Annotated in this window: 2 protein-coding genes; both read left to right on the top strand. The window is 59.1% G+C overall.

Features of this window, described 5'->3' with window-relative positions; all coding sequences use genetic code 11:
- Positions 1–196 precede the first annotated feature (196 nt).
- Positions 197–1,126, top strand: coding sequence for an SdiA-regulated domain-containing protein (locus ACW9I6_RS32135; RefSeq protein WP_457340234.1), 930 nt, complete (start codon positions 197–199; stop codon positions 1,124–1,126).
- A gap of 117 nt (positions 1,127–1,243) precedes the next feature.
- Complete coding sequence (locus ACW9I6_RS32140) at positions 1,244–2,158, top strand: SdiA-regulated domain-containing protein (RefSeq protein ID WP_003213837.1); 915 nt, start codon at positions 1,244–1,246, stop codon at positions 2,156–2,158.
- The last annotated feature ends 67 nt before the right edge of the window (positions 2,159–2,225 follow it).

The following is a 2,225-nucleotide window of genomic DNA, read 5'->3' on the forward strand; positions in this document are numbered from 1 at the left end:
GCGGTGTATCAGTGACAGATTCAGTGACTGATACTCCGCATTCGCGAGCAAGCCCGCTCCCACATTTGATCTGTGTACTGCCACCCAATCGTGTTTTTGCATTTTTTTCACACCCCATCCGGATAATCCTCAGCCTCCTGCGCGCGGACCTTTTGATCCTGTGCTATCCCCTAAAGCTGACTTTCTGGAAAGCGTAATGGCCGTGCCTCTCCCATCCGTAAAACCCACGTTTCGTTCACGCCTTGCCATGCGCTGGTATTCCTGGCTGTTCCTCGCCGGCGCGATCATTTACGGCGTGGCCTGGGCGATGCACTGGGACGACCGTGGTGTGTTGTGGGTGGCGGAGGGCTTCGAAACCCCGGCCGAGCGCCTGGAAAGCGTCTGGCTCCCGGACTACCACGCGGTGATCGACGCCAAGCTGCTGCCCGGCATGGAGAAGGACGAAGCCTCGGACCTCACCTACAACCCGCTGACCAAGACCCTGTTCTCGGTGATGGGCAAGAACCCGTTCCTGGTTGAACTGACCCTGCAAGGCGACGTGCTGCGCAAGATGCCGCTCAACGGCTGGAACAACCCGGAAGGCGTGACCATGATGGAAAACGGCCTGATGGCCGTGGTCGATGAGCGCCAGCACAGCCTGACCATCGTCAAGGTCGACCCACAGACCCAGCAGTTGAACAAAGCCGACTTCCCGTCCTATGACCTGGGCCCGTCCAAGGACCAGAACAAAGCCTTTGAGGCGGTGACCTGGGACAAGCGCAACCAACAGCTGATCCTCGGCGAAGAACGCCCACCGGCCCTGTTCGCCTGGAAAAGCGACGGCAGCCAGACCCTCACCGGCGCCAAGCAAAAGCTCGCCAGCACTGAACTGGACATGCGCAACCTGTCGGCGCTGACCGTCGACCCGCGTACCGGCCACCTGCTGGCGCTGTCGGCGGACTCCCATCTGTTGCTGGAACTGGACGAGAAGGGCGAGCAGGTCAGCTTCATGACCTTGCTCGGCGGCTTCAATGGCTTGAAGAACACCATCCCGCGTGCCGAAGGCGTGACCATGGACGAGAACGGCACGCTGTATATGGTCAGCGAGCCGAACCTGTTCTATCGCTTCGAGAAGCAGGCGCAGTAGTTCGATTACGTCAGATTTTTCTCTATCTGCGGCATAAGCCAGACACCCGGGGTGTTTAAGTTTAAATTCAGGCGACCGTGATATTCATTCGCCAGTTTTTACTCTGAGCCCCGCCCGATGCGTCGACTTGCCCGCCCCAAACCTGCTTTTTTTATCCTGATCCTGATCGCCCTGGTGGCGTGCGGTGTGGTTGCCCAGCAATTGCGCCTGTTTGAGCGTGCCTGGTTCAACTGGCAATCCTGGCGCAATCCCGCCGGGGAGCACTCCATTGGCCTTGGGGATTACCGGGTGGCCCTGGAGGCGCAGGTGATCGACGGCCTCAACGATGATGTCTCGGCACTGACCTTTGATCCGGTGCGCAACAGCCTGTTTACCGTGACCAACAAGAACGCTGAGCTGGTCGAACTGTCCCTGGACGGCAAAATCCTGCGGCGCATTGCGCTGGTGGGGTTTGGCGATGCCGAGGCCGTGGAGTACATCAGCGATAACACCTACGTGATCAGCGACGAACGTCAGCAGCGGCTGATCAAGGTCCACGTGGATGACGACACCCAATTCCTCGATGCCGCCGACGCCGAGCAAATGACCCTCGGCGTGCACCTGGGCGGCAACAAGGGCTTCGAAGGCCTGGCCTATGACTCGGTGGGCAAGCGCCTGTTTGTGGCCAAGGAACGCGACCCGATGCTGATCTACGAGGTGCACGGCTTTCCGCATTTCAAACCGGAAAAAACCTACTCGGTGCACGTGATCAACAACCCCAAGCGCGATGCCGGGTTGTTTGTGCGCGACCTGTCGAGCCTGCAATACGACGAGCGCAGCGGTCATCTGCTGGCGCTGTCGGATGAGTCATTTTTGGTGCTGGAACTGGATATCGACGGTCGCCCCCTGAGCAGCCTGTCGCTGCTCAAGGGGCGCCATGGCCTGAAGCAGCGCGTGCCTCAGGCCGAGGGGATCGCCATGGACAACGACGGCACGTTGTACATGGTCAGTGAGCCCAATCTTTTCTATGTATTCAAAAAAACCAAGTCTTGAGTCATGTGCAGAACAAATGTGGGAGCGGGCTTGCTCGCGAATGCGGTGTATCAGGCGCCATATTCAG

This window comes from Pseudomonas sp. SDO5522_S412 (assembly GCF_054071215.1).